Annotated in this window: 20 protein-coding genes; 10 read left to right on the top strand and 10 right to left on the bottom strand. The window is 60.4% G+C overall.

All coding sequences use genetic code 11. The features are described from left to right. The 7 genes from edd to Q666_RS50880 form a co-directional block, all read right to left on the bottom strand. Positions 1-1,821, bottom strand: a complete 1,821-nt coding sequence (gene edd, locus Q666_RS50910; RefSeq protein ID WP_023000617.1) for a phosphogluconate dehydratase — start codon at positions 1,819-1,821, stop codon at positions 1-3. A 138-nt stretch (positions 1,822-1,959) separates the two neighbouring features. Beyond that, on the bottom strand, positions 1,960-3,435 hold the full coding sequence (zwf, locus tag Q666_RS50905; protein ID WP_023000618.1) for a glucose-6-phosphate dehydrogenase: 1,476 nt from the start codon (positions 3,433-3,435) through the stop codon (positions 1,960-1,962). A gap of 97 nt (positions 3,436-3,532) precedes the next feature. Next, positions 3,533-4,480: a carbohydrate kinase gene (locus Q666_RS50900; RefSeq protein WP_023000619.1), complete on the bottom strand. Its 948-nt coding sequence runs from the start codon at positions 4,478-4,480 to the stop codon at positions 3,533-3,535. A 455-nt stretch (positions 4,481-4,935) separates the two neighbouring features. After that, a complete protein-coding gene (locus Q666_RS50895) occupies positions 4,936-5,733 on the bottom strand; it encodes an ATP-binding cassette domain-containing protein (RefSeq protein ID WP_208984213.1) in 798 nt (265 codons plus the stop codon). Continuing rightward, the gene (locus Q666_RS50890) at positions 5,709-6,791 is read right to left on the bottom strand and encodes an ABC transporter permease (protein ID WP_023000621.1); all 1,083 of its coding nucleotides are present in this window, start codon (positions 6,789-6,791) and stop codon (positions 5,709-5,711) included. Before Q666_RS50890 ends, Q666_RS50895 begins: the two co-directional genes overlap by 25 nt. 81 nt (positions 6,792-6,872) lie before the next feature. Beyond that, complete coding sequence (locus tag Q666_RS50885; protein WP_023000622.1) at positions 6,873-7,889, bottom strand: sugar ABC transporter substrate-binding protein; 1,017 nt, start codon at positions 7,887-7,889, stop codon at positions 6,873-6,875. A gap of 24 nt (positions 7,890-7,913) precedes the next feature. Continuing rightward, positions 7,914-9,236 carry an ROK family transcriptional regulator gene (locus Q666_RS50880; protein ID WP_023000623.1) on the bottom strand — a complete coding sequence of 441 codons (1,323 nt, stop codon included), beginning with the start codon at positions 9,234-9,236 and terminating at the stop codon, positions 7,914-7,916. A gap of 363 nt (positions 9,237-9,599) precedes the next feature. Between Q666_RS50880 and ade the strand changes: the two genes are divergently transcribed. Beyond that, positions 9,600-11,321, top strand: a complete 1,722-nt coding sequence (ade, locus tag Q666_RS50875) for an adenine deaminase (RefSeq protein WP_023000624.1) — start codon at positions 9,600-9,602, stop codon at positions 11,319-11,321. Between the two features lie 9 nt (positions 11,322-11,330). Here the strand turns inward: ade and Q666_RS50870 are convergent, their stop codons facing one another. Further along, entirely contained in the window at positions 11,331-11,873 is a 543-nt protein-coding gene (locus Q666_RS50870; protein WP_023000625.1) for a hypothetical protein, read from the bottom strand. An 81-nt stretch (positions 11,874-11,954) separates the two neighbouring features. Between Q666_RS50870 and Q666_RS66765 the strand changes: the two genes are divergently transcribed. From Q666_RS66765 to Q666_RS50860, 3 genes are all read left to right on the top strand, one after another. Continuing rightward, on the top strand, positions 11,955-12,089 hold the full coding sequence (locus Q666_RS66765) for a hypothetical protein (RefSeq protein ID WP_023000626.1): 135 nt from the start codon (positions 11,955-11,957) through the stop codon (positions 12,087-12,089). A gap of 13 nt (positions 12,090-12,102) precedes the next feature. Next, positions 12,103-13,260, top strand: coding sequence for an AAA family ATPase (locus Q666_RS50865; protein WP_023000627.1), 1,158 nt, complete (start codon positions 12,103-12,105; stop codon positions 13,258-13,260). Between the two features lie 305 nt (positions 13,261-13,565). Next, positions 13,566-15,236: a long-chain fatty acid--CoA ligase gene (locus Q666_RS50860; RefSeq protein WP_031269170.1), complete on the top strand. Its 1,671-nt coding sequence runs from the start codon at positions 13,566-13,568 to the stop codon at positions 15,234-15,236. Positions 15,237-15,402: 166 nt separating this feature from the next. Here Q666_RS50860 and Q666_RS50855 read toward each other — a convergent pair whose 3' ends face one another. Next, a complete protein-coding gene (locus Q666_RS50855; protein ID WP_023000629.1) occupies positions 15,403-16,068 on the bottom strand; it encodes a YafY family protein in 666 nt (221 codons plus the stop codon). Positions 16,069-16,205: 137 nt separating this feature from the next. On the opposite strand from Q666_RS50855, the gene Q666_RS50850 reads away from it, so the two are divergent. Continuing rightward, complete coding sequence (locus Q666_RS50850; protein WP_023000630.1) at positions 16,206-16,844, top strand: hypothetical protein; 639 nt, start codon at positions 16,206-16,208, stop codon at positions 16,842-16,844. A 54-nt stretch (positions 16,845-16,898) separates the two neighbouring features. On the opposite strand, the gene Q666_RS50845 is transcribed toward Q666_RS50850, so the two are convergent. Further along, positions 16,899-17,873 carry a DMT family transporter gene (locus Q666_RS50845; RefSeq protein ID WP_208993892.1) on the bottom strand — a complete coding sequence of 325 codons (975 nt, stop codon included), beginning with the start codon at positions 17,871-17,873 and terminating at the stop codon, positions 16,899-16,901. 192 nt (positions 17,874-18,065) lie between these two features. Between Q666_RS50845 and Q666_RS50840 the strand changes: the two genes are divergently transcribed. From Q666_RS50840 to Q666_RS50820, 5 genes are all read left to right on the top strand, one after another. After that, positions 18,066-18,653, top strand: a complete 588-nt coding sequence (locus tag Q666_RS50840) for a VOC family protein (protein WP_023000632.1) — start codon at positions 18,066-18,068, stop codon at positions 18,651-18,653. A 215-nt stretch (positions 18,654-18,868) separates the two neighbouring features. After that, positions 18,869-19,342: a RimK/LysX family protein gene (locus tag Q666_RS50835; protein ID WP_208984212.1), complete on the top strand. Its 474-nt coding sequence runs from the start codon at positions 18,869-18,871 to the stop codon at positions 19,340-19,342. A gap of 355 nt (positions 19,343-19,697) precedes the next feature. Continuing rightward, positions 19,698-20,603 carry a 30S ribosomal protein S6--L-glutamate ligase gene (gene rimK, locus Q666_RS50830; RefSeq protein ID WP_006932769.1) on the top strand — a complete coding sequence of 302 codons (906 nt, stop codon included), beginning with the start codon at positions 19,698-19,700 and terminating at the stop codon, positions 20,601-20,603. After that, positions 20,600-21,661, top strand: a complete 1,062-nt coding sequence (locus tag Q666_RS50825) for a succinylglutamate desuccinylase/aspartoacylase family protein (RefSeq protein WP_023000635.1) — start codon at positions 20,600-20,602, stop codon at positions 21,659-21,661. The genes rimK and Q666_RS50825 overlap by 4 nt, the downstream gene beginning before the upstream one ends. A 282-nt stretch (positions 21,662-21,943) precedes the next feature. Next, positions 21,944-24,241, top strand: coding sequence for a xanthine dehydrogenase family protein molybdopterin-binding subunit (locus Q666_RS50820; protein ID WP_023000636.1), 2,298 nt, complete (start codon positions 21,944-21,946; stop codon positions 24,239-24,241). Positions 24,242-24,257: the final 16 nt, after the last annotated feature.

Here is a 24,257-nt window from a genome sequence, read left to right as displayed (position 1 = left end):
TTACTCACCAAACACATGCGCGCCAGTATCGGCCGAACCAACTGCACCGCGGAAGGCGGCGAAAAGGTCCCGGCCGGTGCCGAACTGGCTCTGGCTCAGGTCAGCTTCCGCCAGCGGGCGGGCGTTGAATTCGGCTTCGTCGACCAGCACTTCCAATTTACCAGTCACCGCATCGACGCGGATCATGTCACCGTCACGGATTTTGGCGATCGGGCCGCCAGCGGCTGCTTCCGGGGTCACATGGATTGCGGCCGGAACCTTGCCGGAAGCGCCCGACATGCGGCCGTCGGTAATCAGGGCGACCTTGTGGCCGCGGTCCTGAAGGATGCCGAGGCAGGGCGTCAGCTTGTGCAGTTCGGGCATGCCGATTGCCTTCGGGCCCTGGAACCGGACCACGGCGGCAACGTCGCCGGTCAGTTCCTTGTTGTTGAAGGCGGTCAGGAAATCGTTCTGGTCGTGGAAGACGCGGGCAGGTGCCTCGATGATGTGGCGTTCCCTGGCAACGGCCGAGATCTTGATGACGGCCTTGCCCATGTTGCCGGTGAGCATTTTCAGGCCGCCCGTCGGCTGGAAGGCCTTGGCAACGGGAGCCAGCACCGTTTCGTCACCGGAGGTCTCAGGAACCTCTTCGCGTTGCACGTTGCCGTCAGCGTCGAGTTTCGCTTCCACGGTGTAACCGGAAAGGTCGGTGCCGTAGACGGTCTTCACGTCCTGGTGCAGGTAACCGTCACCCAGCAGTTCGCGGATCAGGAAGGCAAGGCCACCGGCGGCCTGGAAGTGGTTCACATCAGCCTTGCCGTTCGGATAGACGCGGGCCAGAAGCGGCACGACATCGGAGAGATCGGAGATGTCGTCCCAGGTCAGCCTGATGCCTGCAGCAGCAGCAATTGCCACCAGATGCATGGTGTGGTTGGTCGACCCACCCGTGGCGTGCAGGCCGACAACGCCGTTGACGATCGCCTTTTCGCTGATGACTTCACCGGCGGGGGTGAACTCGTTGCCGAGAGCGGAAATCGCGATGGCGCGCTTGGCCGCTTCCCTGGTCAGGGCGTCGCGCAGGGGCGTGCCCGGATTGACGAAGGAGGCACCCGGCATATGCAGGCCCATGATCTCCATCAGCATCTGGTTGGAGTTGGCCGTGCCGTAGAAGGTGCAGGTGCCCGGCGAATGATAGGCGCGGGACTCGCTTTCCAGCAGGGCGTCACGGCCGACTTTGCCTTCGGCATAGAGCTGGCGGATCTTGGCCTTTTCGTCGTTGGAAATGCCTGTCGGCATCGGACCAGCGGGAACGAACACGGCCGGCAGATGGCCGAAGGAGAGGGCCGCGATGGCAAGACCGGGCACGATCTTGTCGCAGATGCCGAGAAAGACCGCTGCATCGAACATCTGATGCGACAGGCCGACGGCAGCAGCCATGGCGATCACATCGCGGGAAAACAGCGACAGTTCCATGCCGTCCTGCCCCTGGGTGACACCGTCGCACATGGCCGGAACGCCGCCGGCAACCTGGGCAACCGCGCCGATTTCGTGTGCGGCTTCGCGGATCAGGGCCGGATAGGTCTCGTAGGGCTGGTGGGCCGACAGCATGTCGTTATAGGAGGTGATGATGCCGAGGTTCGGTACCACGTCGCCGGAAAGGGCCTGCTTGTCGGAGAGGCCACAGGCGGCGAACCCGTGTGCGAGGTTGCCACAGGACAGGCGCGAACGCTGCGGGCCCTTGTCGGCGGCCTTGCCGATGCGGTCCAGATATCTTGAGCGGCTGTCGTGACTGCGTTTGACGATCCGTTCGGTGACGTCGCCAATGCGATCCTGGATGGTCATTGCTTCAAATCCTTTGCTAGCCGCGCCGCGGCCTGGCTGGTCCTATGTCCGGCACATAGGGCGTTGCGGCGAGCTTGCCGCTCTCTAATCGATTTAAGAGGCCGGAAACGCGCAAGGCCGGGCCTTGCGCGAGTGATATCAGTTGCTGTCGTCTTCGGCCCAGGTGCGGCCGTCACGCTCGACCAGAGCGATGGAGGCGGACGGACCCCAGGTGCCGGCGGTGTAGCCTTTCGGCGTTTCCTTGGAGGCTGCCCATGCAGCCTGGATCGGGTCGATCCACGCCCAGGCGGCGTCAACTTCGTCACGGCGCATGAACAGGGTCTGGTTGCCGCGGATCACGTCCATGATCAGGCGTTCGTAGGCATCCGGGTTACGCACCTTGAAGGCTTCGGCAAAACTCATGTCGAGCGGAACCTGACGCAGGCGCATGCCGCCGGGGCCGGGGTCCTTGATCATGATCTGCATCTGGACGCCTTCATCCGGCTGCAGACGGATGATGAGGCGGTTGGCGGTGATCGCCCCGGCTTCCGCGTCGAAGATCGAATGCGGGATCGGGCGGAACTGGACGACGATTTCCGATACGCGCTGCGCCAGACGCTTGCCGGTGCGCAGGTAGAAGGGCACGCCGGCCCAACGCCAGTTTGCGATTTCCGCCTTCAGGGCGACGAAGGTTTCCGTCCGGCTTTCGTTGTTGCCGAGCTCTTCCAGGTAACCGGGAACCGCACCTCCGGCCGAAGCCCCTGCGCGGTACTGGCCGCGCACGGTCAGCTTGTCGATGCTCTGCTCGTCGATCGGGGCAAGAGCTTTCAGAACCTTCAGCTTCTCGTCGCGCACGCTGTCGGCGTTCATGCTTTCCGGCGGCTCCATCGCAACAAGGCAGAGCAGCTGCAGGATGTGGTTCTGCACCATGTCGCGCAGAGCACCCGCAGTGTCGTAGTAGCCGGCACGGCCACCGGTGCCGAGCGACTCGGCCACGGTGATCTGGACGTGGTCGATATGGGCCGCGTTCCACAACGGCTCGAACAGGGCATTGGCAAAGCGCAGGGCCATCAGGTTCTGCACCGTTTCCTTGCCGAGATAGTGGTCGATACGGAAGATCTGGTGTTCGTTGAACACAGCGCCGACCGTGTCGTTGAGCGCCCTGGCGGACTTGCCGTCCTTGCCGATGGGTTTTTCCATGACAACGCGGGAATGGTCGTTGACGACGCCGATCCGGCCGAGGTTCTCGCAGATCGTGCCGAAGAGATCCGGGCCGACCGCAAGATAGAAGGCGCGGATGACGTCAGGACGTTCGTCCAGGATGGTTCTCAGATCTTCAAAGCCGTCGCCTGTGGCGATGTCGATCTTGACGTAGCGCAGGCGCTTCAGGAACTGCTGAAGATGCTCGTCGTCCAGATCCTTGACGTGTTCTTCAAGCGCGGCCTTGGCATAATCGCGATAGTCGTCGTCGGAATAGTCCCGGCGGGCACTGCAGATGATGCGGGCGTTTTCCGGCATCTGGCCGTCCGCGTCGCGGTGGTAAAGGGCAGGCAGAAGCTTGCGGTGGGCGAGGTCTCCGGAGGCTCCGAAAACGACGAGGTCGAATTCTTCAACTTCAATGACGCGTACCGCCATAAAACATCCCTTCTCACAGCTGCCAGTCCGATGGGCCGCTCCGGCCTGGACCGTTTTCGACTGCCTTTTAAATCGATTTAATTCTCTTGTCAGCCCCTCATTTCAGGGCCGACCACTCTTTTTCCAGTTCGCTCCTGCGCGGCAGATCCGCTCCCCGCCGGGAGCAAGTGATGGCAGCTGCCCCGACAGCGAAGTCAAGAAGACGATTTAGCTGACCGGCGTCAAGGGCTGCAAGCGCATCACGGTCGGTTGCACCTAGATGTTTCAGCCCTGCAAGCAGGGCTGCCTGGAAGGTGTCGCCCGCGCCAACGGTGTCTTCAACGGTTACCTTGATGCCCGGGCGGCTGACTTCGATGCCTTCGGCAAATGCGGTTGCACCGTCGCCGCCCCGTGTGACGATGACCAGCGAAGCCCCCGTGCCGAGCCAGGCGCGGGCAATGGTTTCGACGGGTTCACCGGGAGCGATCAGGGCAAGGTCTTCGTCCGACACTTTGACGACATCCGTCAACGGAACAAGGCTTTCCGTATTGCGGCGCCAGAGCGCCATGTCCGGCACCACGGTCGGGCGTATGTTCGGGTCGAAGGAGACCAGCGTATGGTCTCGCTCGCGTTCGATCAGAGCCCTGAAGGCGGCCGAAACCGGCTCGACCAGTGCCGTGTAGGACCCGATGTGCAGAAACAATGGCGGTTCGTCGAACTGCGGCAGGTCATCGACGGTCACCATGCGGTCAGCCGCGTTCTCGCCGTAGAACGTATAGGCAGGTGAGCCGTGCTCATCCTTCTGGACGAGGCTGAGCGTCGTCAGGTAATCAGTCCTCAGGATATAGCGTTCCGAAACGCCTTCACTGCGGAACTTCTGGGCCAGACGTTCGCCAAGGGCATCGCGTGAAATGCCGCCGAAAAACCCGGCGTCCTCTTCAAGGCGCGCCAGCCCCATGGCCACGTTGAAGGGGGATCCGCCGATACGGGCGTCGAAAGAAACACTGTCGCCGGAACCGGCTTCTCCAAAGAGATCGAACAGTGCTTCGCCGCAAATCAAAAACATATACGTTCTGGTCTTTCGTCGTTTGTCAGGAACCGCATCGACGGCGGATTCATGGCTTTGTGTCATTTCGCGGCAGCGGCCTTTCAGACCACCGCCTCATCCGAAGGAGGCCCGCAAGGTGCCGAACTCGCCGCCCATCCTTCGAGACGAACCTTTCGGTTCTCCTCAGGATGAGGGTGTGGGGAGGAGTGGGCTGAACCCGGTGTCTCCTGCCACCTTATTGGTTTCAACGAGGCGCGCCAATGGCGCTCGTTGCATGTGTCTTCTCTGACCCTACAGCGGCTCATCAATCCACCACCTCATCCTGAGGAGGGCCATAGGCCCGTCTCGAAGGATGGGCGACAAGCACTGAATTTGCTGCCCATCTTTCGGGACGAGCCTTTCGGTTCTCTTCGGGATGAGGTCCCGGGTAGGAGGCGCCGGATGAAAGGCACCTCCCGTTTTTCTTCCCTGGCCTAGGCCGCCATGCTGTCCGGCGGATCCATGGCTCCGGTCATGATCGCCACCGCATCGGACATGGAAAAGTCCGACGGTTTGATGACACAAGCCCGACTGCCCAGCCGATGAATGTGGATACGGTCGGCAACCTCGAAGACATGGGGCATGTTGTGACTGATCAGTACGATGGGCAAGCCCCTGGCCCTGACATCCTTGATCAGCTCCAGCACGCGCCGGCTTTCCTTGACGCCGAGAGCGGCGGTCGGCTCGTCCATGATCACGACCTTGGAGCCGAAAGCGGCCGCCCGTGCCACCGCCACACCCTGGCGCTGACCGCCGGAAAGCGTTTCAACGGCCTGGTTGATGTTCTGAATGGTGAGCAGCCCAAGTTCGTTCAGCTTTTCGCGGGCGATCTCTTCCATCTTCTTTCGGTCCAGCTGGCGCAGCCAGGTGCCGCGGAAGCCAGGTTTCTTCAACTCACGGCCCATGAACATGTTGTCGGTGATCGACAGGGCAGGGGACATGGCCAGGGTCTGGTACACCGTCTCGATCCCGGCTTCGCGGGCATCGATGGGCGAGGTGAAGTGGACGGGCTTGCCATCGAGCAGGATCTCTCCGCCATCAGGCTGCACGGCTCCGCTGAGAGCCTTGATCAAGGTGGATTTGCCGGCCCCGTTGTCGCCGATCACGGCGAGGATCTCGCCGGGATAGAGTTCGAAGTCGGCTCGGTCCATGGCCACGACACGGCCGTAGCGCTTGACCAGTTTACGCGCTTGCAGGACAGGTTCCATCACACAGATACCTTTCTGATCCATTGGTCGATCGCAACCGCGCCGATGATGAGGATGCCGATCAGCAGGTAGGTCCACTGCGCATCGGCGCCGAGCAGGCGCAGGCTGAGCGTGAACACACCGACGATGAGTGCGCCGAACAGGGTGCCGAGCACGGATCCACGTCCGCCGAAGAGCGAGATGCCGCCGATCACCACGGCCGTGATGGATTCGATGTTGGCAAGCTGACCCGTGGTCGGGGAGACCGAGCCGATGCGGCCGATCATCGCCCAGCCGGCGAAGGCGCAGATAAGCCCGGACAGCATGTAGACCGATATCAGAACCTTCTTCACCTGCACGCCCGAAAGCTGCGCGGCTTCCGGATCGTCGCCAACGGCGTAGACATGCCTGCCCCAGGCTGTCTGACGCAGGGCGTAGGCCAGCACCAGCACCAGAAGCACCATGAAGATGACGCCATAGGTGAAGACTGCGCCGCCGACATTGACCTTGTTGCCGAAGAACTGAAGCAGCGGTGCCACTTCGGCGATTTCCTGCGACCGAATGGTCTCATTGGCCGAATAAAGGAAGTTGGTGGCAAGCACGATCTGCCACATGCCGAGCGTCACGATGAAGGGGGGCAGTTTGACGATGGCGACAAGGAAGCCGTTGAGATACCCGCAAAAGGTACCGCAAATAAGGCCGCAGACGATGGAGACCTCCACCGGCAAACCATAGCGGAAGGTGAACTGCCCCATGACGACGGAGGACAGCACCATGATCGCGCCGACCGACAGATCGATGCCAGCGGTCAGGATGACGATGCTCTGTGCTGCCGCCACGATGCCGACGATCTGGACCTGCTGCAGGATCAGCGTCAGTGCGAAGGGGGAGAACAGTTTCGATCCGAGCAGCAGCCCGAAAACGACAAGGGAGAGTACCAGGACGATCAGCGGAACCAGTGATGGGGTCTGGTGCAGCGTGTGCTGGATTTTATGCCCGATCCCATGACGTTCGTCATCGAATGAGGCGACAGCTTGCGGTCCGGAGGTGGCAGCGGATTCGTAGTCCGCCGGCCCCTTGGCCGTTTTGCTTTCTAAGGTCATGCCCGTTTAACCTTCTTTGCGCCGGTTTTGAAAAAAGGGGCAAGGTCGCCCATGCCCCTTTTGATCTCGTTCAGGGGTGTCTTAGCCCCAGCAGAGATCCGTTCCCTTGGCGGTGTCGATGGATTCGACGCCTTCAACCGGCTTGTCGGTCACAAGGGCAACACCGGTATCGAAGAAGTCCTTGCCTTCGGTCGGCTCCGGCTTGGTGCCATTGTCGGCCCAGGCCTTGATGGCCTCGATGCCGAGCGATGCCATCAGCAGCGGATACTGCTGCGAGGTGGCGCCGATAACACCGTCCTTGACGTTCTGAACACCCGGGCAACCGCCGTCGACAGAAACGATCAGCACGTCGTTTTCGCGGCCGATGGCCTTCAGTGCTTCATAGGCGCCGGCAGCAGCGGGTTCGTTGATCGTGTAGACCACGTTGACCATCGGATCCTTGGCAAGCAGGTTTTCCATCGCCTTGCGGCCACCTTCCTCGTTACCTGCGGTCACGTCGTTGCCGACGATGCGCGGATCGGTTTCGTCACCCCACTTGTTCGGGTCGCCAAGCTCGATGCCGAAGCCCTGCAGGAAGCCCTGGTCACGCAGCACGCCGACGGTTGGCTGGCTGATGCCGAGATCAAGCATGGCGATCTTGGCATTGGCTGCCTCGTCGCCCAGGCTGGCCGCGGCCCACTGGCCGATCAGCTCACCCGCCTTGAAATTGTCGGTGGCGAAGGTTGCGTCGGCTGCATCAATGGGATCGAGCGGCGTGTCGAGTGCAATCACCAGAAGGCCGGCGTCGCGCGCCTGCTGGACAGCCGGCACGATGGACGACGTGTCGGATGCGGTCAGCAGGATGCCCTTGGCACCGTCAGCAATGCAGGTTTCGATCGCTGCCACCTGGGTTTCATGGTCGCCGTCGATCTTGCCTGCGAAGGATTTCAGTTCGATGCCGAGTTCTTCAGCCTTTGCGGTGGCGCCTTCCTTCATTTTCACGAAGAACGGGTTGGTGTCCGTCTTGGTGATCAGGCAGGCGGAGATGTCTGCTGCGACTGCCGGAGTGGCAGCCATGGCGGCGAGAACGGAACCGGTCGCGAGTAGTTTGCGGATCATTTGCGTTTTTCCTCCCTGGCCAATTCAGGTTGAACGGTTGGGTGTGGCCAGATGTGACCCCAACCGTGCTGCCCGTGCCGGAAAGCTGGCTCTATCCTCCGAGCTGCCAGCCCCGGCGGGTCCGGTGTCTTTCCCGCCCGTCAGGATTGCTGCCCTGGGCGAGAAATTGAAGAATTGCGGCAGGCTGGCTGCGCCGATGGCGCCTGCGTCGTGGCCAAAGCTGCCGATTTCGATGTCGGGTGATTGGCGTTTCTCAGGCGCGGCCTTTTCCACGGCCTTTTTCAGGGCGGCCCGGAAGGTTTCCGGGAACGGGCCGCCAAGGTCGCCGTCGAGGACAACCAGCGGAACATCGAGAAGCGCATAGGCCGAGCGCAGGGCAAGTGCGAGCGCTTCGGCGCAGTCTTCCAGCCATTCGGTGTATTTCGGATCGCCGGTTTCAACCGCGTGCTGCAAATCGGAACGGTTGAGCTTTGGAAAATCTTCCGGCGACATGTGCCGGGCGAGTGCCACCAGTGAGGCGCGGGTCAGCAGCAGGTCCCAGGAATTACGGGCCTTTGGTGCGGTGGTCAGCGTGCTTGGCGGGACGGGGATCATGGCAACGTCGCCGGCGTTCCCGGATACGCCGCGCACGACATCGCCCTTCAGGATCAGGCCGCCGCCGATGGCAGGTCCAAGGAAAAGATAGACGAAATTGTCGTTCTGCCGGCCCAGCCCGTAGAAGAGTTCGGCCACAGCGGCGGCCGTGCCGTCGTTCTCGCTGAACACCGGCAGGCCGGTAGCCTTTTCCAGGGCGTCGGTCAGGTCGAAGTCTTCCCACTTCATGAAATCGGCCTGGGGCAGGCCCAGTTCATGCAGCCAGGCACCGAGGTTGAACGGTTGCGCCAGGCCAATGCCGGTGATGCGGGACTGATCTTCCTTGCTCAGATGCTGGCGCAGGAATTCCAGATCGTCCTTGAGGATTTCCATGGCCTCTTCGGGCGCGGGCAGGATCATGTCATGAAGCCGGCGGGCAATCAGCTGGCCGGAAAAATCCATCAACACGGTTTCCATGTTGGTCCGGTCCAGCCGCACCCCGAAGGAATAGGCGCCGCGCGGGGCAAGCCGGAGAATGGTTGCCGGTTGCCCGCGACTGCCGTCGTGACGCTTGCCGGCTTCCACGATCAGCCCTTCCTCGATGAGGTTCTGGATGATGGCACCGATGGCCGCGTTGGTCAGCTGTACCGCCCGGGCGAGTTCCGCCTTGGAGGCCTCACCGGCACGCCGAAGGATCTGAAGTACGATGCGTTCGTTGTACCGGCGCAATTGCGCGGAATTCGAACCACGGCCGCTTTTTGGCGTGTCCTCCACCGGTCTTGCTCCTCCCCAGGAACTGCCTGCTCTCGTCGGCGGCATCAGAATAAATAAGTTTGATAAAATTATTCGCCCAAGTGGCCCGGCTGTCAATCGCAATCTGTTTTGCAACGCACGTTTTCGATATTGTGGCGCGGTAAGTCTCTGCGCAACAACACGAAAAATTCTCGCCTGCCTCGGTAACATTTTTCCGGCAGGGGCCGGTCTGGCACATCCGCGCAGCCTGGGTGCGCGCGGGATTGACGGGCGATCCGTGTTTCAGCTCTTTCGTGCAGGACACCCTAACACACCTTCGCGAAATCGTTGCCGGAGCTTTCAACATCCGTATTGTCGGGGAGGGACGAGAATCGGAGACAAAAAATGCCGGCCACACATGATGAAGCGTTTCTGGAGCGGGCGATTGCTGCCGGGGCAGGGGAGCGTCCTGCCGATCTGGTGATCAGGAACGTCAGCCTGTTCAGCGTTGTCGATGGATCCACGATCGAAACGGATATTGCGATCGTCGGTGACAGGATCGTCGGCACACACGGGCAGTATGAAGCAGCCGAAACGATCGACGGTTCGGGACTGACAGCCGTACCCGGATTCATCGACACGCATCTTCATGTGGAATCGTCTCTGGTCACGCCGTTCGAATTTGACCGCTGCGTGCTGCCGCACGGAGTGACCACAGCCATTTGCGATCCGCATGAGATTGCCAACGTTCTGGGTGCCGAAGGGATCCGTTATTTCCTCGACAGTTCTCTGGAAACAGTGATGGACCTCAAGGTCAATCTCTCGTCCTGCGTTCCTGCAACGGCTTTTGAAACAGCCGGGGCCTGCCTGGAGATCGAGGACCTGCTGCCGTTCCGCGATCATCCAAGCGTGATCGGCCTTGCCGAATTCATGAATTTTCCAGGTGTGCTTGCGCGCGATCCCAAGGTGCTGGCGAAGCTTGCCGCCTTTCAGGACGGTCATATCGACGGCCATGCGCCTCTGCTTCAGGGTATCGGCCTCAACGGTTATCTGGCCGCAGGCATCCGCACCGACCACGAGGCAACCTCCGCCGAGGAGGCGCTGGAAAAGCTCGCCAAAGGCATGACGATCCTGATGCGGGAAGGCTCCGTTTCCAAGGACCTGGAAGCGCTGGCTCCGATCCTGACACCGGATGTTTCGGCTTTCGTCGCGCTGTGCACGGACGACCGCAATCCGCTCGATATTGCCGAGGAAGGCCACCTCGACAGCATGATCCGCCGCCTGATCGCCAAGGGCATCCGCCCGCTGGACGCCTATCGGGCCGCAAGCTGGTCGGCGGCCAATGCCTTTGGCCTGAAAGACAGGGGCGTGATTGCACCGGGCAAGCGCGCAGACATTGCGCTGTTGAGCGACCTTGCCGATTGCCGTGTGGCGCAAGTGATCTGCGGCGGTGTTCAGGCGACGGACGAAGCATTTGCAAAAAGAACCATCGTCCCGCCGGTTGGCCTTGACAGCGTGCATGTCGGCCAGGTCACCGCGTCAAAGTTCGATATACCGGCGCGCAACAGCGAGGCCGACGTTATCGGTGTGGTGCCGGGCAGGATCATCACCGAACACCTGAAGCGCACCTTGCCGGTGACCGGCGGCAAGACGCTGGCCGATCTTGATCAGGATGTGCTGAAGGTCGCCGTCGTGGAGCGGCACAAGGGCACTGGCAACATCGGCCTCGGTTTCGTCAATGGTTTCGGCATGAAACAGGGCGCAATTGCTTCGTCCGTCGGCCATGACAGCCACAACATCTGCGTGGTCGGCGCGGATGAGGAAGCCATGGCCCACGCGGTCAACCGGGTGATCGCCATGAAGGGTGGATTTGCGGTTGCCGACAAGGATGGTGTGAAAGCCGAACTTGCCCTGCCGCTGGCGGGACTGATGAGCCTGGAGCCGTTCGAAACGGTGAAGGAGGAACTGGAGCACCTGCGCGCCGCCGCCAAGGATCTCGGCTGTACGCTGGCCGAACCGTTTCTGCAGGTCGCCTTCCTGCCTTTGCCGGTCATTCCGCATCTGAAGATCACCGATTTTGGCGTCTTCGATGTCAACAAATTCGAACTGATCGATCAGGGGAGTTGATGCGCGCCTTCAGTACTGGCGCAATCGTGCTCGAAAACGTGCCCATTTCCGCGCGGATCGCAACGCCAGAAACAGGAGGACAGCTCCGGCAACAAGGGACCAGAACAGGATCTGGCTGTCGAGAGAAAACCTGTCCAAACTGCGGGTGGGATAGGCAATCTTCGGATTGAGTGGCAAATAAGTGACGTTCAGAGCGCCGTCTGTCTCTCGGATGATCTCCCCAGGCTTTATCCTGAAATCCAGAGTTTGGGCCGGTGCGTTCGTTGGGTTGATTTCAACGACGATCCTTTCGTCGTGCCAGCTTTTGAAGTTCTTGAAAGTGTTCCGGTAATTGGAACGATAATGCGCCCAAGCCTTGTCCCCATCGGGCGTGTCGTTGATAATGACCAGAACCTTGCCGGGGGTGGTTTCGCCAAAGCCCTTCAGAAGCCAGTACTTCAAACCGCTGTCGTGGTGGAAATAAATTGAGATCGCGACAGCGCTAGCTACAAAAAACAGGATGGCCAGGTGAAGCGCGTGGCTGTCTTCTGCCGCTTCTTTCGGGTTATACAAAGGCAACACCTTTCGTTCGAGTATTGCACCAAGATATGCACCTAAAAGTAGCAGTGACGCAATTCCTCAAGACAAAAATCTATGGGTCTGGTTCGCTCCAGCGTTCGGAATGCGCGCGACACCTTCCTGCCTTTGCCGGGCATTTCGCATCTGAAGATCACCGAATTCGGTTTCTTCGATGTCAACAAGCTCGAACTGGTGGATCAGGGGAGCTGAAACAGGTCTTTCGATGATCCTCACTCTTGCCGTTTCCGGATACCGCTCGCTACGCGACATCGTCCTACCGCTCGACCGCATCACCCTGGTGACGGGTGCGAACGGCAGCGGCAAGTCGAGCCTTTACCGGTCGATCCGTTTGCTGGCGGAAGTCTCGCAAGGCCAGGCGATTGCCTCGCTGGCTGCGGAAGGTGGCCTCAATTCAACGCTCTGGGCGGGGCCTGAAGCTTTTTCCAGGGCAATGAAACAGGGCGAAGTGCCGGTTCAGGGAACCGTGCGCAAGGGTGTGGTCAGTCTGAAGCTTGGCTTTGCCGATGAGGACTACGGCTATGCGATAGATCTCGGTTTGCCGGCGGACGCCGGGCGTTCGCTGTTTTCCATGGATCCGGAAATCAAGGCCGAGGCCCTTTGGGCTGGCGAAGCCTTGTCCCGTTCGAACGAGATCGCGGCCAGAAACGGCCCGACGGTAAGGGTTCTCAATGCCCACGGGCAGCGCATACCGGTTTTCCAGAACCTTGCACGCTTCGACAGCATGATGACCCACGCCGCCGATCCGAAAGACGGTCTGGAACTTCTGGTCATGCGCGAACGCATGCGCGCCTGGCGTTTTTATGATCACCTGCGCACCGACAGGGACGCTCCCGCGCGGTTTCCCAAGATAGGAACACGGACACCTGTGCTGAGCGGAGATGGCGGGGATCTGGCAGCCGCTCTTCAGACCATCCAGGAAATTGGTGACGAGCGGGCTCTGGAAGAGGCTGTAGATGACGCATTCCCCGGAGCATCCGTCAGGATTTCAGTCAACGACGGCTATTTTGAACTGCTGATGCAGCAGAAGGGGCTGCTGCGCGAGCTACGGGCCAGTGAACTGTCTGACGGAACGCTTCGGTATCTCCTGTTGACGGCGGCGCTTTTATCACCGCGCCCGGCACCCTTGGTGGTGCTGAACGAGCCCGAGACGAGCCTCCACCCGGCATTGCTGGAGCCTCTCGCCCGTCTGATTGCACGGGCCGCGGAAAAGACGCAGGTGATCGTCGTTTCCCATGCGGAAGAACTGGTGTCCGTGCTGTCGTCGGAAAGAGGCTGCATGCGCTACGATCTGCGCAAGGAACTTGGCGAGACGGTTGTGGATAGCGCTGACACACCTCGCTGGAACTGGCCAAAGAGATAAACCGCCTGTTTTGCGGAGTTGTCTATAAGTTTTTGATTTGACGTCTCTATTGCCAACCGGCTCAGCCGGCTTATCTTAAGCGGATGGTTCTTCACGCGCAAAAAAACGACGAGGTGTCGTTACGTCGCGAGTTGACGTGAACGGAAGGTTGCGTCATGTCAGAAGAGACCCAAAGAGGTGACGCCTCATTGGTGGCCGGGCCCTTGAGGAGGACCATTTCGCGGTACGGATTTTGTCCGGATCACGAAATTTCAGGATAATGGCCCGTCCGCGCAGTGAAGCGATAAAACGCGTTGGAGAACGTAATGACGACTGCGGAGGAGTGGAGCGCGGCGTTCAAGCCCCGTCCAGTACACGAGTATCTCGAGACGACCGTTGCCCAATACGGGACCCGTCCTGCCTGTGATTTCATGGGCAAGGTGTGGACCTATGCCGAGTTCGGCGCGCTGGTCGACAGGACGGCTGCCGGACTGCAGGCGATGGGCGTCGGCCCGGGTGTTCACGTCGGCCTGTGCCTGCCAAACACGCCTTTCTACACGATCTTCTATTTCGCGGTTCTGAAGATCGGCGCCACGGTCGCCAACTTCAATCCGCTCTACGTCGAGCGCGAACTGTCGTTCCAGGCGCGAGATGCCGATGTGCGCATCATGGTGACCATGGATCTGAAGGTGATCTACGACAAGGTCGAGGAGGTTCGCAGGGAACGGGCGCTCGACAAGATCATCGTCTGCCCGATGGCCTGGTGCCTGCCGACGATCAAGAAGGTGCTGTTCAGTCTGTTCAAGCGAAAGGAACTGGCGGACATTCCCCGTGATGACGCCCACATTCGTTTCGAAGACCTGCAGACGAGGGGCGACAAGCCCAAGCCGGTCGCAATCGATCCGGCAAACGATATCGCGGTGCTGCAGTATACCGGGGGTACCACCGGCGTTCCCAAGGGCGCGATGCTGACGCACAGAAACCTGTCGGCCAATATCGAGCAGATGCGCTGCGTCTTCGAAAAGGCGCGGCCGGGCCAAGAAAAGATGCTGTGCGTTCTGCCGTTCTTCCACGTCTTCGCAATGACGGTGGGGCAGAACCTGTCAATCATTCTGGGCGCTGAAATGGTGCTGCAGCCGCGCTTTGAGCTGAAGTCACTGCTCGAAGCGGTCAAGCGCAAGAAAGTGACCCTCTTTCCGGGGGTGCCGACGATCTACACGGCCATCAACAACTCGCCCATGACGGCGAATTACGATCTCACCAGCATCAGGATCTGCTTGTCGGGCGGCGCGCCGTTGCCGGTGGAGGTCAAGGAAAGCTTTGAAAAGATCACGGGCTGCATTCTGGTGGAAGGGTACGGCCTCACCGAAACGTCGCCAGTTGCCGCGGTCAACCCGCTGGACGACAGCCGCCGGGCGGGTTCCATCGGAAGGCTGGTGCCGGGGACCAGTGCCCGCTTCGTGAGCATCGAGGACCGTGAAACCGTGGTTCCGGCAGGCGAGAAGGGCGAGTTGCTGCTGCATGGGCCCCAGGTGATGAAGGGCTACTGGAAGCGCGAGGACGCGACCGCCGAGACCATCACCCATGACGGCTATCTGCATACGGGTGATGTCGGTTATCAGGATGATGGCGGCTTCATCTATCTGGTCGACAGGATCAAGGACCTGATCCTGTGCTCTGGATACAACGTCTATCCGCGTGTCATCGAGGAAGCGATCTACCAGCACGAGGCCGTGGACGAGACCATCGTCATTGCCGTGCCGGATGCCTATCGCGGCCAGAGCCCGAAGGCCTTCATCAAGCTGAAGGAAGGCCATTCGCTCACCGCCGATGACATGAAGGCCTTCCTGAAGGACCATTTGTCGACGATCGAACTGCCAAGAGACTATGAGTTCCGTGACGAGTTGCCGAAAACCATGGTCGGCAAATTGTCGAAGAAGGAACTGGTCGAGGAAGAAGCCCAGAAGCGGGCAGCGGCGGAAGCCCGGAGCGCCTGAGCGCTCCGTTCCTGAAAACACTGGGAGCGCTCTCAATCGAGCGCTTCCGCGCAATGCTTTCTGTCTAAACCGACACAATTTTCATGTCACGCAGAGCGGGTTTCCACCTGACAAGCAGTCACACTGCTGTCGCATATACCCGTTGCAACGGAGCGGCGTGATTGCCTCACAGTGTCTTTAAATAGTCCTGAAATTCCTTGCCGGGCTCCTTCGGAAACCGTGTGTCGGTGATCGCAAATGACCTGATGCGGTCGAGCCGAAAATTCCGGAAGCCATTCCGTACTTCGCACCACGCAGTCAGCACCCAGACACTTTCGAAGGCAGTCAGTCCCAGCGGGCGGGTGAGGCGTTCACTGACGCGGTCCTGCAGGTCGCTGTAGCCGAGTTGCACCTTGCGCCGTTTGCGGATGGCATCGCGCAGCGGAGACAGGACGTCAAGTCCTTGTGCCGAGGAGGCCTTGCCGACCGCGAGCAACGGACGGTTCAGCGAGCGTTCGCCTTCGGACAGAACAGCTCCAAGCTTGCCGAGCACCCGCTCGGCCGTTTCGCTCATGGTTTTGTCGCCACGTGCCTTGACCATGCGAATGCCGAGAAGGATGACATCCAGCTCGTCCGGATCGAACTGCATTGGCGGCAGAAAATAGCCGCGTTCAAGAACGTAGCCGACACCGCCTTCACCGCGAATGGGCGCGCCCATCGCCTTAAGCGTGGCCATGTCCCGATAAATGGTGCATTCCGTCACGCCCAGCAGCTCCGCAAGCATGGCGGCCGGAACGGCGCCTCTGCGGCTGCGCAGGGTATCCAGGATGGAAAACAGCCTGATGGTTCGCATGGGGTTCGGTCTCCAGCAGGTTTCTGCAAGGTGCTCGCTGCGGTCCAGTTTCCGGCGACCATAAACGCATCCCCCTGACAGAAACTGTCTCTGACCTCTTCTATAGAGCTGGCAGCAGAAACACGGAAGGACATCTCATGCTGCGAAAAGAACTGGGACCGATGAAAGTGATGGGGTTTGCTCGCTACGAGGCGAAAGCAGGCGTTGGTGCGCCGGAACTGATAACGGCCGCCCACCTGTGGCAGAAGGAGTTCCTGAGCAACCAGCCGGGCATCGCCTTTCACTGCTTCTTAGGCAATGCAACAGGCGGTTATGCCGATGCAATTCTGGCAAGGGACGAGGCCAGTTTCGCAGCCATGTCCGAGGCGCATATGCAGGCTGCGTGCTCAAGGGCATTCATGGAACTGCTGGAGCCCGGCAGCATTCGCCTGTGTCTCAACCGTCTGATGAAAGACCTCGAGGCGGTGCCGGACGGATTTTCCGCCATCGAATTCGGTACCTTTCGTCCCAGGAACGACGGCAGCTTTTCAGAAGAGGCGCTGATGGCTGCGTCCGGACGGATCGAGAGGGAGTATCTTGCCCCCTTGCCGGAAACCAGGGCGCATCTGATGGCGCGGGCAGGGGAGGATACCTATTCGGAGATCTGCTTTGTGGAAACGGAAGGTGCTGCCAGGGAGATCTGCGGAGGCTATGTGTCGAACGCGGCCTGTGCGCCGCTATTGAACCTTTTTGATCCCGCCAGCGTCGATCTGGATTTCTGGCATGTGCTTGCCTGAGCCGGCAGGCGACCTTTTTGCCTGAGCCGGCAGGCAACCTTATCGCCTGCTGCTCTAGCTATTGTACCCGCGTCCGTCCGAGGCCCTTGCCAGTTTCTGGCCGCGTTTGGCCTCGCGGCGGACCGTGTAGATCGACGCGGCGATGATGACGGCAGCGCCCACCAGTGTTTCCACGCGCGGCCACTGGTGGAACACCAGCGCACCGAAAACGGTGGCATAGAGCAGCCTGGTGTAGTCCAGCGAGGCAATTGCGGTGGCTTCGCCGGCGCGGAATGCCTGGATATTGGCCATCTGGGCTGCCCAGGACACGATGCCTATCCCAAGAAGAATTCCCCATTGTGCCAGGGTCGGTGTCTGCCAGGTCAAGATGGCGGGGATGATCATGATCAGCCCGACGCCAAAAGCCTGGTAGGTCAGGATGGTGACCGGGGGATCGGTGCGCGTCAGCAGGCGGACGACAATCATCACCAGGCCGGCGCAGGCCGCTCCGGCAATGGCGAGTAGCGCAAAGGGATCGATCAGCCCGTCGCCTTGCGGGCGGAGCATCAGAACAACCCCCAGAAAGCCGACGATGGTGGCACCCCAGCGGTGCACGCCGACCGTTTCTCCCAGCAACCAGATGGCGAAGATCGTAAGGAAGAACGTCTTGGAGAAGCTGATTGCCGTGGCATCGGCCAACGGCAGTTCGATGACGGCCGTGAAGCCGCAGAGCATGGCGGTCGCGGCAACCACGATACGGGTCAGCTGAAGTCCGGGACGTTTTGTTGCCAGGGAGGTCGGCAATCCGCTGAGGATCTTCGGGGCAACGATGGCAAGCATGATGCCCTGGCGGATCACCAGGATCTGGAACACCGTCAGGTCCTTGCCGAGCAGCTTGATCAGGGTGACCATGATCGAGAACAGAAAGGCGGCCAGAAGGATCCAGAGCGCGCCGATGGTGTTAGACGGCAGGTTCTCCGTCAGGCTGGTCACCTTGCGCCGAAGACGGTTGCCGGTTGCCTCGGAAGGCTCCGGCTGTTGGGTGGGCATGTCCATCGTGAATCCTTGCCGGAGGGTATGCGGATGCGGCGGCGCAAGGGGCCGGAGCACAGGCAAGACTCGGATAAGGCTGTTTGTTGCAGTTGAAACAAGCTTAGCGCTTTTCGCTGAGAAGGAAAGAGGGCGGCTGTTTGCCATCGCCAGCAGATGCAATTTAAACTGCGCCGAACGGGGAGGACATCCATGGAAAAAATCCAGACGCAGGGCGTGCATCACATCACTCTTGTCGGGGCCGACAGGCAGACTTCCATCGATTTCTGGGAAGGGCTGCTGGGAATGCCTTTCGTGTTCGAGCAGCCCAATCTGGACGATGAAAACCAGAGCCATCTCTATTTCGATCCGGGCGACGGCCGTCTCATCACGATTTTCACCAACGAAGACCGCAAACCGGACCCGGAGCCGGCTCCCCAGACAATCGGCTGCGTTCACCACCTGGCACTTGCCGTATCGCAGGCAACCTTTCGGCAGATTGCCGAGCGGCTTGATGCACGCGGCATATCGCACAGCGGTCCGAAGGATCGCGGCTTCATGGATTCCATCTATTTCCGTGACCCGCTCGGGCTGCTGATCGAACTGGCCAGCTATCGCTTCGTGCCACCGGAAGGCGTGGCCATGGGCGAGGTCATGCTGGAAGCACACAAGATCCGGGTGGCGCGGGGTGACTACAACATTCAGGAAGTCCATCTTGCCGATGCCATCGAGCAGTTGACGCGCGAGACGAGACGCAGCCTGTCTGACGACCGGAGCCCGAAGAACCCGTACAAGCGGTAGGGCGTCATCCGGGTGTTGCACCTGCCGGACGTTCTTTGCACTCGCTCGCAAATTCGCTTGCGCGCCGATGTGAATCATGATGATGAGCTGCGTCCGAAATCTTGTTTTCAGACCGGACCGCAACCTGTGTTGCGCTCTCCGGCGGGCCATGCAATGCTCGGTTAACAAGGTCGTTTGGGAAAGGCCCCAGCAAGGGGGCTCCAGGGTTTTTTTGAATGACAATGGCTAAGAAGGGGCGTCCCTTGGCCGCTGCCGATATCATCGGCTGGCGTGAAATCGTGAGCCTTCCCGAACTGGGCGTTTTCGATATGCGTGCCAAGATCGACACAGGCGCACGCACCTCGGCGCTCCATGCCGAAGAACAGGAAGTGTTCGAACGCGACGGCCGGACCTGGGTACGTTTCCGGGTGCCTGCCTCGCGTCATCACAGCGATTTCCGGGCGGAGGTTCCGGTTCTGGACGAGCGCAACATCAAGAACACCAGCGGTGTTCCCGAGCGGCGCATTGTCATCCGGACGTTACTTCATCTTGGAAAACATCACTGGCATGTGGATGTGTCGCTGGCGGACAGGTCGAACATGGGGTTCGACATGATCCTCGGCCGGACGGCGATCAGGCGGCACAACGTGCTGGTGCATGCCGGCCGGTCTTTCCTGGCGGGAAAGCCCGCGCTGGCAACAAAACACTAGGGTGTGGACCCATAAATGAAGAAGAAATGGTTTGAGGTGGATTGGTCTTCCTCAAGGCGCGGAAGCGCAGGAAATGTGGCTCATTTTCAAGCTTTCGCAACGCTGAGGAGGACCAATCCAGTCAAATCCGAAGGACATGAAAATGGCTTCACCGCGCGTCGTCAGCGTGCTTGACCGGGCAGAAAGCCCGCTCCGCGCACACTTCCTAACGCGATTTTGCCATTTTTCATGCCATTTCGTCTTCATTTATGGGTCCACACCCTAAGCTGCGCGTTTAAGCGGCAGGAAACAATCACTGAAAATTCGGTGTCGCAACACCGGTCGGAACGAGGCTGAGACCGAGGGACTTGAACCAATGAAAATTGCTATGATGGCACGGAATCCCGAGCTCTATTCGCACAAGCGCCTGAAGGACGCTGCCGAGGAGCGCGGTCACGAACTGGAAATCATCAACACCCTGCGCTGCTACATGAACATCGCCTCGCGGCGGCCGGAAATCTATTACAACGGCAGCAAGCTGACCGGCTTCGACGCGGTTATTCCGAGGATCGGCGCATCGGTCACTTTTTACGGTCTGGCCGTGTTGCGCCAGTTCGAGATGATGGGCGTCTACCCGCTGAACGAATCCGTTGCCATCGGACGGTCGCGCGACAAGCTTCGGTCGATGCAGCTGCTTGCCCGCGACGGGATCGGCCTGCCGGTAACGACCTTCGCCCACGATCCGAAGATGACCGAGGAAGTGCTGGCGACCGCTGGCGGTGCGCCGGTTGTGATCAAGCTGCTGGAGGGCACGCAGGGCATCGGTGTGGTTCTTGCCGATACGGAGCGGTCTGCCAAGTCGGTGATCGAGGCGTTTCGCGGTGCCAATGTGAACATCCTGGTGCAGGAATTCATCAAGGAAGCCGGCGGCACCGACATCCGCGCGCTGGTGGTTGGCGGCAAGGTGATTGCGGCCATGAAGCGGACGGGTGCGGAGGGCGAATTCCGTTCCAACCTGCACCGCGGCGGCAGCGCGGCCGCCATCAAGATTTCTCCCGAGGAACGTTCGACCGCCATTCGCGCGGCAAAGACCATGGGGCTGAACGTGTGCGGTGTCGATATGCTGCGGTCCAACCATGGCCCGGTGGTGATGGAGGTCAACTCCTCGCCCGGGCTGGAGGGCGTTGAAAAGGCAACGGGTATTGATGTTGCCGGCAAGATCATCGACTTTATTGCCAAGAATGCCCAGGTTGGCAAAACCAAGACCAAGGGACGCGGTTGACCACAAAAGTGAAAGCCTTCGAGATCGGCGACCACAAGATCGCACCGGGAACCCGGCGTACGATCGATCTGCCGGTCAGCGTGCTATCGGACCACACGCCCGTGACGATGTCCGTGCATGTCCTGCATGGAAGCAAACCCGGGCCGGTCATGTTCGTCAGTGCGGCCGTGCATGGTGACGAGGTCATCGGTGTGGAGATCGCACGCCGTGTCCTGAAAGCGCCACAGCTCGAAATCCAGGAACTGGACAAGCTGAAGGGTACGCTGATGGTCATCCCGATCGTCAACGCGTTCGGTTTTCTGAACCATTCGCGCTATCTGCCCGACCGACGTGACCTGAACCGCTCGTTCCCCGGTAGCCTGCGCGGCTCGCTGGCCGGGCGGCTGGCGCATCTTTTCATGAGCGAGATCGTCAACCGGTCCGATTATGGCATCGACCTGCATTCGGCGGCCATTCACCGGACCAACCTGCCGCAGATCCGCGTTTCGCCTTCACGGGCAGACACGCTGTCGCTCGCGAAAGCTTTCGGTGCTCCGGTCATCCTGACTTCCAAGGTGCGTGATGGGTCTTTGCGACAGGCCGCACAGCTGAAGGGAACCGACGTTCTGGTGTTCGAGGCGGGCGAAGGCCTGCGGTTTGACGAAATGGCGATCAGGGCCGGCGTTTCCGGCGTCTTGCGCGTGATGCGGTCCTTGAAGATGTTGGGGGCCAAGGGCATCACGCGGCCAAAGGCCCGCTCGATCCTCAGCAAGACGAGCTACTGGGTCCGCTCGCCGGCCGGTGGATTGTTGCGACCGTTCAAATCGGTCGGCGATGTTGTCGAACCCGGTATGCTGCTTGGCATCACCTCTGATCCGTTCGGCGAGAAGGAACGGAACGTGCTGGCCGAACTGGGCGGGCTCATTGTGGGCAGAACGAACCTTCCGGTGGTCAACGAAGGGGACGGGCTGTTTCATATCGCCGAGTTCAACGAACGATACGACGCTGAAACGACCCTCGACAGCTTGGCTTCCCAGCTTGAGGCCGATCCGCTGTTCGATGAAGACGAAATCATCTAGAGGCGGCTTGGTTTCAGCGTTTCTCCAATTGTACAGCAGCTCACCCACCTATCGCCTGCTTCAGGGGAGGGGCTGGCTCGTGTTGATGGATGGGCCTCTGGCACCGAATGAGCAAGCCGTCTCAGCCCCCACAGCTTGCCCGGAAAAACAAATGTGCGAAGCAGAATTGTCCAAACCTCTGGCCACGTCGGCTTTCGGGCACTATGTTGAACAAAACCGGCGCTCCCGGCGCGTGGATATTTCCCAAGGGAAAGTCTTCCCAAAAAAAGCAGGTCCAGATTCATGAACCAGATGGTCACTCCGAAGTTCGGTGTTGGCGCCCCATTGCGCCGCAAGGAAGATGAGCCGCTCATAACGGGCAAGGGCATCTATACGGGCGATTACACGCCGGAAGGCTGCCTGCACGGGGTCGTCGTTCGGTCCGCCATGGCACATGCGCGCATCAGCCTTGGAAATGTAGACGAGATCCGTGAGATGGACGGTGTCCGGCTGGTGCTCACCGGAGCCGAGCTGGAAGGCCGGACGATGCCTTGCCGGGCGCGTCCGAAGCAGATCGACGGCTCCAATTTCGCAGCGCCCGATCAGCCTGTCCTTTGCTCCGGTGAAGTGCGCTATGTGGGCGATGCGATTGCCTTCATCGTCGCGGACGATGTCAACGCAGCCCGGAATGCCGCCGAGATGCTGGAAATCGACTACGAACCGCTGGACGTTGTCGTCGGGATCGAGCAGGCCCTTGCACCGGACGCCGTGAAGGTCTGGCCGGAGTTCGGGACCAACGTCGCCTTCACATACGGTCAGGGTGATCAGTCCAAGACCGACGCTGCCTTCGAAAAGGCTGACAAGGTCGTTTCCATCGACGTCGTCAACAACCGGATCGTCGCCAACTACATGGAGCTGCGCGGCTGTGTTGCCGAATTCGACGCTGCGAGTGATCGGTTCAAGCTGACGGTCGGCACCCAGGGCGGTCACGGTCTGCGTGACATCATCTGCAGCATTCTGGATCTGGAAGCTGATAAACTGCAGGTGATCACGCCGGAAGTCGGTGGTGGCTTCGGTACCAAGATGTTCTGCTACCGCGAATACCCACTGAGCATGGTCGCGGCTCGCGAACTTGGACGGCCAGTGCGCTGGACGGGTGAGCGCATGGACCACTTCGTGACGGATGCGCATGGTCGGGACAACGTCACCCACGCGGAACTGGCGCTGGACGCCGACTGCCGGATCCTGGGGCTCAAGGTACACGTCAAGGCTGCCATGGGTGCTTATCTGCACCAGTTCGGCCCGTTCATTCCCTTCGTCGGCACATCGATGACCTCCGGTCTCTACGACATTCCGGCCGTCTTTGCGAAGGTCGAGGGCGTCTACATGCACACGGTGCCGACGGATGCCTTCCGCGGCGCAGGCCGTCCGGAAGCTGCCTATCTGATCGAGCGCCTGATCGAGAAGGCGGGAGAGGAAACCGGTGTCGGATCGGTAGAGATCCGCAAGCGCAATTTCATCAAGCCGGAGCAACTGCCTTACACGACCCAGACCGGGCGAATGTACGACACCGGCGATTTTTCCGGCCATCTGCAAAAGGCGCTGGATGTTGCCGACTGGGACGGCTTCAAGGCCCGGCAGGACGACAGCGCGAAGCACGGCAAGTACCGCGGCATCGGCATCTGTTCCTATATCGAGGCCTGTGCCTTCCCTGGCAGCGAGGAAGCCACCCTTGAGCTCAACGACAAGGGTACGTTGACGTTGCTGATCGGTACGCAGACCAACGGCCAGGGCCATGCAACGGCCTACAGCCAGGTGATTGCGGAACAGTTCGGCATCTCCATCGAGGACATCGACGTTATCCAGGGCGACACCGACCGGGTGCGCAAGGGGGGCGGCACGGGTGGGTCGCGCTCCATCCCCATCGGCCTGCCGTCTGTCCGCGATGCGGGCATTGCGCTGGTCAAGAAGGTGAAGGAACTTGCCGCTGATCGGCTTGAGGCCGGGATCGAGGATCTTGAACTCGACGGTGGCATGGTTCGTGTGGTCGGAACCGACCAGCAGGTGACACTAGCCGAGATTGCAGCAGGCGCCGGGGAAACCCTGACCGCCCGCGAAGAGGTCAATCAGACCGAGGCGACCTATCCGAACGGCACCCATGTTTGCGAGGTGGAAATCGATCCGGATACCGGTGACGTTGCCATCGTCAACTACGTGATCGTCGATGATTTCGGTGTCACGGTGAACCCGCTTCTTCTGGCCGGTCAGGTGCATGGCGGTGCGGCCTCCGCACTCAGCCAGGCCCTGTGCGAACAGACGATCTACGACGAAGACGGCCAGCTTCTGACGGCTTCGCTGCTCGACTACCGCATGATCCGTGCAGCAGACCTGCCGGACATTCACTTCGAGACCCGCAACGTTCCATCGACCACCAATGCCATGGGCATCAAGGGCGCGGGTGAAGCCGGAACCATCGGCGGCTGTGCATCAGTCATGAATGCAGTGCAGAAAGCGCTGAAGGACGGAGCAGGGGTCAGCGAGCTGATCGACATGCCGGCAACCCCGCTTCGCGTGTGGGAAGCCATCCAGGCAGCAAAATAACGGAAACTGAAAAAGG

It is taken from the genome of Labrenzia sp. C1B70, assembly GCF_000475395.1.
In the GTDB taxonomy this organism is placed as follows: domain Bacteria; phylum Pseudomonadota; class Alphaproteobacteria; order Rhizobiales; family Stappiaceae; genus Roseibium; species Roseibium algicola.
The sequence above is the reverse complement of the archived record's forward strand: the minus strand, read 5'-3'. Positions and strand labels throughout refer to the sequence as shown.

Coding starts and splice junctions, on each gene's coding strand:
- Q666_RS50895 (WP_208984213.1), bottom strand. CDS start 5,733: ATGGATCAGAAAGGTATCTGTGTGATGGAACCTGTCCTGCAAGCGCGT.
- edd (WP_023000617.1), bottom strand. CDS start 1,821: ATGACCATCCAGGATCGCATTGGCGACGTCACCGAACGGATCGTCAAA.
- Q666_RS50865 (WP_023000627.1), top strand. CDS start 12,103: ATGATCCTCACTCTTGCCGTTTCCGGATACCGCTCGCTACGCGACATC.
- Q666_RS50855 (WP_023000629.1), bottom strand. CDS start 16,068: ATGCGAACCATCAGGCTGTTTTCCATCCTGGATACCCTGCGCAGCCGC.
- Q666_RS50850 (WP_023000630.1), top strand. CDS start 16,206: ATGCTGCGAAAAGAACTGGGACCGATGAAAGTGATGGGGTTTGCTCGC.
- Q666_RS50890 (WP_023000621.1), bottom strand. CDS start 6,791: ATGACCTTAGAAAGCAAAACGGCCAAGGGGCCGGCGGACTACGAATCC.
- Q666_RS50845 (WP_208993892.1), bottom strand. CDS start 17,873: ATGCCCACCCAACAGCCGGAGCCTTCCGAGGCAACCGGCAACCGTCTT.
- Q666_RS50820 (WP_023000636.1), top strand. CDS start 21,944: ATGAACCAGATGGTCACTCCGAAGTTCGGTGTTGGCGCCCCATTGCGC.
- Q666_RS50860 (WP_031269170.1), top strand. CDS start 13,566: ATGACGACTGCGGAGGAGTGGAGCGCGGCGTTCAAGCCCCGTCCAGTA.
- rimK (WP_006932769.1), top strand. CDS start 19,698: ATGAAAATTGCTATGATGGCACGGAATCCCGAGCTCTATTCGCACAAG.
- Q666_RS50840 (WP_023000632.1), top strand. CDS start 18,066: ATGGAAAAAATCCAGACGCAGGGCGTGCATCACATCACTCTTGTCGGG.
- zwf (WP_023000618.1), bottom strand. CDS start 3,435: ATGGCGGTACGCGTCATTGAAGTTGAAGAATTCGACCTCGTCGTTTTC.
- Q666_RS50885 (WP_023000622.1), bottom strand. CDS start 7,889: ATGATCCGCAAACTACTCGCGACCGGTTCCGTTCTCGCCGCCATGGCT.
- Q666_RS50900 (WP_023000619.1), bottom strand. CDS start 4,480: ATGTTTTTGATTTGCGGCGAAGCACTGTTCGATCTCTTTGGAGAAGCC.
- Q666_RS66765 (WP_023000626.1), top strand. CDS start 11,955: ATGGGTCTGGTTCGCTCCAGCGTTCGGAATGCGCGCGACACCTTCCTG.
- Q666_RS50835 (WP_208984212.1), top strand. CDS start 18,869: ATGACAATGGCTAAGAAGGGGCGTCCCTTGGCCGCTGCCGATATCATC.
- ade (WP_023000624.1), top strand. CDS start 9,600: ATGCCGGCCACACATGATGAAGCGTTTCTGGAGCGGGCGATTGCTGCC.